The sequence below is a fragment of the Microcystis sp. LEGE 00066 genome (assembly GCF_015207925.1).
Taxonomy (GTDB): Bacteria; Cyanobacteriota; Cyanobacteriia; order Cyanobacteriales; family Microcystaceae; genus Microcystis; species Microcystis ichthyoblabe_A.
In genome coordinates this window covers 1-6,299 of the sequence record NZ_JADEVX010000221.1, presented here as the reverse complement: position 1 = coordinate 6,299, position 6,299 = coordinate 1, and the positions used below count along the sequence as shown (strand labels likewise).

General features: G+C 42.3%; 9 protein-coding genes. 3 read left to right on the top strand and 6 right to left on the bottom strand.

Annotation, left to right across the window (positions count from 1 at the left end):
• Positions 1-241 (top strand): transposase (locus tag IQ224_RS20685; RefSeq protein WP_194032751.1); only part of this gene is annotated, 241 nt, incomplete at its 5' end.
• Here the strand turns inward: IQ224_RS20685 and IQ224_RS20680 are convergent.
• Both IQ224_RS20680 and IQ224_RS20675 read right to left on the bottom strand, forming a co-directional pair.
• On the bottom strand, positions 218-856 hold the full coding sequence (locus IQ224_RS20680; RefSeq protein ID WP_194033446.1) for a hypothetical protein: 639 nt from the start codon (positions 854-856) through the stop codon (positions 218-220). The two genes, IQ224_RS20685 and IQ224_RS20680, sit on opposite strands and share 24 nt — an antisense overlap.
• Positions 857-880: 24 nt before the next feature.
• The gene (locus IQ224_RS20675) at positions 881-1,069 is read right to left on the bottom strand and encodes a hypothetical protein (protein ID WP_153044861.1); all 189 of its coding nucleotides are present in this window, start codon (positions 1,067-1,069) and stop codon (positions 881-883) included.
• A 458-nt stretch (positions 1,070-1,527) separates the two neighbouring features.
• Between IQ224_RS20675 and IQ224_RS20670 the strand changes: the two genes are divergently transcribed.
• Together IQ224_RS20670 and IQ224_RS20665 are read left to right on the top strand one after the other, a co-directional pair.
• Positions 1,528-2,127: a peroxiredoxin gene (locus tag IQ224_RS20670; protein ID WP_002749576.1), complete on the top strand. Its 600-nt coding sequence runs from the start codon at positions 1,528-1,530 to the stop codon at positions 2,125-2,127.
• Positions 2,128-2,295: 168 nt separating this feature from the next.
• Positions 2,296-3,555, top strand: coding sequence for an OFA family MFS transporter (locus tag IQ224_RS20665; RefSeq protein WP_194033445.1), 1,260 nt, complete (start codon positions 2,296-2,298; stop codon positions 3,553-3,555).
• A gap of 324 nt (positions 3,556-3,879) precedes the next feature.
• Here the strand turns inward: IQ224_RS20665 and nrtS are convergent, their stop codons facing one another.
• Genes nrtS through IQ224_RS20645 form a run of 4 tightly spaced genes read right to left on the bottom strand, consistent with a single transcriptional unit; the run spans position 3,880 to position 6,271 of the window.
• Complete coding sequence (nrtS, locus tag IQ224_RS20660) at positions 3,880-4,131, bottom strand: nitrate/nitrite transporter NrtS (RefSeq protein WP_002749581.1); 252 nt, start codon at positions 4,129-4,131, stop codon at positions 3,880-3,882.
• Positions 4,132-4,134: 3 nt separating this feature from the next.
• Positions 4,135-4,698, bottom strand: coding sequence for a GUN4 domain-containing protein (locus tag IQ224_RS20655; RefSeq protein WP_002736466.1), 564 nt, complete (start codon positions 4,696-4,698; stop codon positions 4,135-4,137).
• A gap of 54 nt (positions 4,699-4,752) precedes the next feature.
• Complete coding sequence (locus tag IQ224_RS20650) at positions 4,753-5,883, bottom strand: CO2 hydration protein (protein ID WP_002749584.1); 1,131 nt, start codon at positions 5,881-5,883, stop codon at positions 4,753-4,755.
• A gap of 31 nt (positions 5,884-5,914) precedes the next feature.
• On the bottom strand, positions 5,915-6,271 hold the full coding sequence (locus IQ224_RS20645; RefSeq protein WP_002749585.1) for a DUF1823 family protein: 357 nt from the start codon (positions 6,269-6,271) through the stop codon (positions 5,915-5,917).
• Between the last annotated feature and the right edge of the window lie 28 nt (positions 6,272-6,299).

The following is a 6,299-nucleotide window of genomic DNA, read 5'->3' as shown; positions in this document are numbered from 1 at the left end:
AGAGGGAATGCTATCCATCTCGGAATGGTTGGCAAAATCCTCCAGTGTTTTTACTAAGAGTTGTCAAACAATCCGAAACTGGTTTGGAGAAATAATTAGTTATTTCGAGCGAAGGACAACGAATGGGGTGGTCGAGGGAATCAACAATAAACTTAAACTAATAAAAAGAAGAGGCTATGGCTTTAGAAACTTTCGGAATTTTTGGGTTAGAAGTATGTTATCTTGGCATCTTGTCTGTTGATTTAGCATAAAGAGTAACGAAGAGCCGTCTTTCTCGATATTCTTGCTGTCCTTGCTCTTTTCTTAGTAATCTTTTCTGAATTTCATATATTGTCCTTGGAGAACCTTCTAGATTATCCCTTTTGAATACTCTAATACTATCAATCCATTCCTCCGCATAAAAATTTATCCCTTGTCGTGTAAATTCACCTTTATATAATAGTCTAGGAAGTCCAAGCTTAGCTTTGGCTTGTTTTTCTAATTCTAGTAAACCTCGTTCACCTTCTGGCGAAGGATTGAATAGGCAGCTATTACCGTTGTTCGGCTTCCAAATCTTGTGATACTCTCGCCATCCCAACTTTTTATAAGTGTCCACATCCCATGTTATATGCAATCCACTAAAATCACCTTTACCTATAAATTTACCTATAGACGTAAAGAAATAGGAATCCGTCGCATTGGAACCATAGGCATCGGGTGTTCCGGCTGCTGGTCCATGGGTGATTAATCTACCATTCTCATCGTAAGTACATTGCTGACCTGGCCTTAATGGGTATAAATCGTTCCTTCCTTCCGGTCGATATTCCTCAGGAGCAGCAGAACGATAAAAACCTTTAGCTCCCGGATGATAAGACATTTCAAGTTGACGCTCGGCTGCATTTTATGGTGTCAATGGATAGGATTTTGCGTTAATAATCCTTTGTTGAATAATCTCGTCTTCAGTACAAGGACAAGCAAAAAGTTTATCTTGCCAACCCGGATAATCTTCTTGTAGTCTGCGTACTACTTCTTCGGGTTGCAAATCTATAGGTTCTTTTTTGGCGATTTGATTGGATATAATGATACTCACAGTTGTGATCACTGGTACTCCGACCAACAAAGATAGAATTAGCTTCGAAGCATGGCTAACTAAAAATCCTTTAAGATAACTGAACATTGCCAAAATCCTCAATTTTCATAGGTTCGTTACTGCAAGCTAACGGCTGAATTGATCGGCAGCAAATCGTCTCTAATGGTCAATTCTAACCCAAAATATCACATCTGTCCGCTCCAATGATGTGTTACCTATTATCACTCTGTCAGGCGATCGCATAAATCCTTGATCAGCATGGTGTGTTGTTTCCAGTACACAGCTTTTATTTATTCTCCCCCGCAACACACACGAACTGGTCTCCCCACTTCCCCACTTCCGACCCCAATCCCCAACTAACGGCCAATTACTCAAAATCGTTATGACTATGATATAGTTGTTAAGGAATGTAAAAATAGTTGCATTTTCCCAGAAACTAGATTAAGGAGATTAAAAGTATGACCGCCGAAGGTTGCTTAAGAGTCGGACAAGCGGCGCCGGATTTCACCGCGACCGCCGTTTTCGATCAAGAGTTCAAAACCATCAAATTATCGGATTATCGGGGTAAATACGTCGTTTTATTCTTCTATCCCCTCGATTTTACCTTTGTTTGCCCCACGGAAATTACCGCTTTCAGCGATCGAGTTAGCGAATTTAGCAGTATCAACACCCAAATTTTAGGGGTGTCCGTCGATAGCGAATTTGCTCACCTCGCATGGATTCAAACCGAGAGAAAATCCGGCGGTGTGGGGGATGTGGCCTATCCTTTGGTGTCGGATCTGAAAAAAGAAATCAGCACCGCTTACAATGTTCTTGATCCTGATGCGGGGGTATCCCTGCGTGGTCTCTTTATCATCGATAAAGAAGGTGTTATCCAACACGCTACTATTAATAATCTTTCCTTTGGTCGCAGTGTCGATGAAACCCTCCGCACTCTGAAAGCGATTCAATACGTCCAATCCCATCCGGATGAAGTTTGTCCCGCCGGTTGGCAAGAAGGGGATGCTACTATGGTTCCCGATCCTGTGAAGTCAAAAGTTTACTTCGCAGCAGTTTAGTTAAAGTTCGTCAGAAGTCCCTCAGCTATAGATGGGGAGAGACTTTTAAGGGGGTGAATTATTTCACCCCCTCATTTTAATCGGAAAATTTTCTGGAAAATTGGCCCCATTAGCCATGATCTCATCTAGAATACTGGCCAGCAAGTCTAGAAAGAGTCACGGCGATCTATGACTACCAGTAATTATGATTCCGAGTTGACAGTTTTGGGATTACCCGCGGCCAAAGGTAGATGGTTATTAATACCTCTAGGAATGGGTGTTTTACTCTGTTTAGGGACGGTGTACTCTTGGAGTATCTTTAGAAAACCCCTAGAAACAGAATTAAATCTCAGCGCCACGGAAAGCTTACTACCCTACACTGTGGCCCTAGTATTTTATGCCGCTTCTATGCCGATCGCTGGTTTTTTTATCCCCCGGGTAGGTACTCGCAGGATGACCGCTATCGGCGGAATTATCGTCGGTTTAGGCTATATTCTCGCTAGTTTTGCCGCTCAGATCCAGACAATTATTCTGACCTACGGAGTCATTGCTGGCACAGGAGTCGGCATCGCTTACGGTGTTCCCATGGCAGTGGTGGCACGCTGGTTTCCCGACAAAAAAGGTTTAGCGGTGGGTTTAACTATCATCGGATTTGGCCTTTCTCCCCTGATTACCGCACCTTTAGCCAATCGATTGATCAATGAATATAGCGTTAGACCAAGTTTAAGATTTTTGGGGATTATCTTTACAATAATTATTGTGATGATTGCCCTCGCCATGAAGTTACCCCCCCGGGACTGGCAACCTCCCGCCAATTTAGCTAATCGAAAATCCGACTTTCAGGCCAATTATCCAGTGAATATGCTGAAAAGTCGCTCATTTTATGGTTTATGGCTTTGCTATGCCATTGGTGCTTTAATTGGCTTGAGTGCTATCGGTATTTCTAGTCCCGTCGCTGAGGAAATTATCCAGATTGAGCCGGGGTTAGCGGCTAGTAGTGTTGCTCTCTTTGCCTTGTTTAATGGTATTAGTCGTCCTTTGTTCGGTTGGTTGAGCGATCGCTGGAAACCCCATTATTTAGCGATCGGGGCCTATACACTCATTTTGATCGGTTGCCTGTTGATGGTCAAGTCCGAAAAAGGGGCAGTTACTAGCTATCTAGTGGCTTTTTGTCTATTTTGGTTCTGTTTAGGGGGATGGTTAGCCCTAGCTCCCGCTACCACTCTCCACTTCTTTAATCCTGACCACTACGCCCAAAATTACGGTATTGTTTTTACTGCCTACGGTGTTGGTGCTTTGATCGGAACTTTAGTAACTGGTAGAATTCGCGATTGGTTCGGTACTTACACTTATGCTTTTTATGCTATGGCTGTATTGGCAATACTGGGTATTTTTCTCGCTAGTGCCTTACTGAAAAGAGAGCGATCGCATTTATCAAATCCTAGCTAAGGGAGTTAATCTTACCCTAGAGTAGATACTGCTGCTATTTTATAGTTTAAAAGACTCGAAAGAAGTCACATTGAACGGTATAGGTCTTTTAATCACTCTTTTTCTGGGTGATTGTCGATCTTGAATCAAATCTCGGTTTTTCTCGAGGAAAGAAATTAACTGATCATCAGGGATTTCTTGGAATTCGCCAGTTTTCAATAAAACAGCAGCCATGGTAAATCGGACTCATGAATATTCGTCTCGATCGCTATCATAGCAGCCCTCTGCTAACAGAGAGTTCCCTAGAGTCAAAGAAATCACCACTTAGAGGTATATTCATTGCCTTTATTGTTGGGATTTTTTCGGCCACTGCTGACGGCGATAACTGCTATACTGCCCATGAACATTGACCAGATAGGGAACTAGATAAGTCAGTAATGCCGCCAGCCAGCGATCGCTTGTCATACGGCCGCCCACTATAGCATAACCGTGGTTAATTGTCAATAAAATTGTCCCCACTACTACAGCCACTTTTATCCCGGTGGGAGCAAATTGGGGGGATAATAAAGCCCGAAAATAGTCGATAATCCCTTTCATTGCCTATAAATCGCACTCTATCAGGCGAGTAAAGCAAAAAGTCACCATTTTTAACCCGTAGGGAGACTTCCACCAGAGAGCGGGAAAACAGCCTTCAGGAGCCGCTAGACTAAAATCCCAGTGATCATAATCATCGATACGCCACTCATCTTTATCGCGCCATCCTACCAATTCCCCAAATTTTCTAATCGTTTCCGCGTCTTGGGTACGCAGGGTGTTAATACTACCGCCGGCGGCAAAATATAACTTCACCTGATTGCTAAAACCGAAATGATCGCCGCTATAATTTTTCCAAAGGCGATCGAGTACTCGAATCACATTAACGGGAAACCGCATCATATCCTCTGGGGTTAAAGTATCGCGGGTTCTGCCGGCAGTTTCGAGGATAACTCGGAGAGTTTCTGCGTCTGCCTCCCTAAAGTTCCCCTCAGCTAGTAATTGCTGTAATTTACCATAGCGCTCGATGTCTGGTACTAACATCTGCCGCGCTTCGATGAGGGCAACCCGTTCGGTTAAAGATTGCAATTGAGCTAAAATATCCTGAAGTTGGGCGTTAATATCTGACATAAATGTAAAGGGGGTTTGTTGACTGCAAAACTTACCGATTTATCGGCAGAATAATTATTGATTTACCGCTTCTAATCTTGACTTGACAAAGCGATTCATCCATGCTTCTAGATAGATGCGATTGGCTTTTTGTTCTTTTAAATCTGTGGTAGTTAAAGGGTAAGGTGCTAATCCTTGAATGGCTGCCGTTGTCACACAAAACATCGACTTTTGAAAAGTTTCGCAGATCTGGACTAATAAATCTTCCTCTTGACGAAAACTCTTTTTATAAATGTCGTGCAGATAATCTGGTAAAAAGTGACGCATATCCTGCATTAATAGTGTGGGAGGAATCCCTGCACCTCCGATGGGTAAAGGATCCGCATACAAAGCACCATAGGCAAACATTCCTTGATCGTAGGGAATTTGATAGGCTTGGGCATTATAGGAAATTGTACCGGGGAAAGGTGTTCCGCGAAAGAAAACCGCCTCGACGTAGGGGATTGCCGTATCTGCAAGAAAGGTTAATCCTGCCGATTTTGGGATCAGATCATAGGTTTGTCCTTTGATTTTTACCTGATAGACAATTGCTTGACTAGCATTATCGACTAAATTTTTCTTAATGTGTGCCACCACTTCGGGAATATTAGTAATTTTTCCGACATCGTAGAGATCGGATAAACTTAAAAAAGTATCGGCCATAATTCGCCAAAATTGACCTAAACCGCTATAGTAGGCCATCATCCGCATTTGTTCTGGCAAAAATTCAGGAAAGGCTTTATTTAAAATTAGAACTAGGGGATTATTACTAAATTTGGCTTGAATAACTTTGGCTGTCACTTCCCGAAAAGCGGCACCATCTACATAACTATCTAAACCACCCCCACCATGCCAAAACATGGCTTTCATACAATATTCAGCATACTCAAAATTAATGCGATTATGCCACCAGTGTTGTAGTAATTTTTGCCAAGATACTTGACCATTAAAATATTTAAAGAAAGGGAAAAAAACCAAAAACTGATTTTCCGCAATATAAATTAAATTTTTGGAATAAGCATCTAACACCACTCCGTAACTTTTCAGGATACCCACTACCTCGATCAAATTCTGGGGAGTATCTTTTAACAATGCTTCCCCAGCAGTGAGACGCTCAATATAGGATGCTAGGGGATGAGAGGAGGACTTGACAGGGATAGTAACCATGCTAGAAGCTTGATAAAATAACTTTCCTGATCTATTTTAACCCATAAAAGCACAACCAATTAGCGGCGGTGGCACGGCGAGTCATGCGGGGATTGAATTCGCCAATTTTATAACCGGTAAACCCCAATTTATCTTTTAATAATTGTTTATTTTCTGGCAAGATCGATCGAGTTAATTTTACTGTTGGGGGACGATTGGCAATAAAATCCGGGGGTTCGGGATATTCACGGAGCCAATCTTCCTCTACTTGACTATTATCCCATTTTCCTTGACTTTCATCGTAGCGATAACCTAAACTTTGCCAAACCAATTTATTAACGGTTTCGTCGTCAATTTCATCGTTAATAATCGCCCAAATTGTCTCTATATTTAATTCTGGTAGTTCCATAATCAAGTGAATGGGGTGTGGGGTGTGG